At 47.2% G+C, this 578-nt stretch carries 2 protein-coding genes; both read left to right on the top strand.

Annotation, left to right across the window (positions count from 1 at the left end):
• The first annotated feature begins 6 nt into the window (after positions 1-6).
• Complete coding sequence (locus KIV40_RS35300; RefSeq protein WP_285354136.1) at positions 7-378, top strand: CidA/LrgA family protein; 372 nt, start codon at positions 7-9, stop codon at positions 376-378.
• A gap of 1 nt (position 379) precedes the next feature.
• A partial coding sequence (locus KIV40_RS35295; RefSeq protein ID WP_285354135.1) for an LrgB family protein occupies positions 380-578 on the top strand: 199 nt, incomplete at its 3' end.

The raw sequence follows: 578 nt of genomic DNA, 5'->3' as shown, positions 1-578 counted from the left end.
CCCCTTTTGAAAGAGAGACTGATCCAACTCGTGTACCTGATGATCTCGTTTACCTTGATCATCGGCTCACTGACAGCAGGTAATGCCATTCAGAGCCTTCTTGATACTTCGATTCCCGGAAGTATCTTTGGCATGCTGCTGCTTTTCTTTGCGATGGTGATCGGAATCATCCCACCTCACTGGGTACAACCCGGTGCGAGCTTGATCATCGGTTTCATGATCCTTCTGTTTGTACCTATCAGTGTTGGGCTCATGGAGCATTTCGACATGTTGGTTGCCAACGCCCTGCCTATTTTAGCTAGCGCAATTGGCGGCACGCTTATCGTTCTAGTGTCGCTCTCTTGGTTCTTAGACCGAATTATTATGAAGGGTAAATAACATGTGGATTCTGTTGACCATTGTTGTATTTCTATTTGCCCGTTGGATTAGCCAAAAGGTGAATTCGCCGCTGTGTAGCCCTCTGTTGATCAGTCTCGCCATTATTATTCCGATACTGACTTACTGGCGTGTGCCGTTTGAAGCGTACTACGCAGACAACACTTGGATTACCTACATGCTGCAACCGGCCGTTGTTGCAT

It is taken from the genome of Vibrio sp. D173a (assembly GCF_030248475.1).
This window is presented reverse-complemented; position numbering and strand designations above follow the sequence as displayed.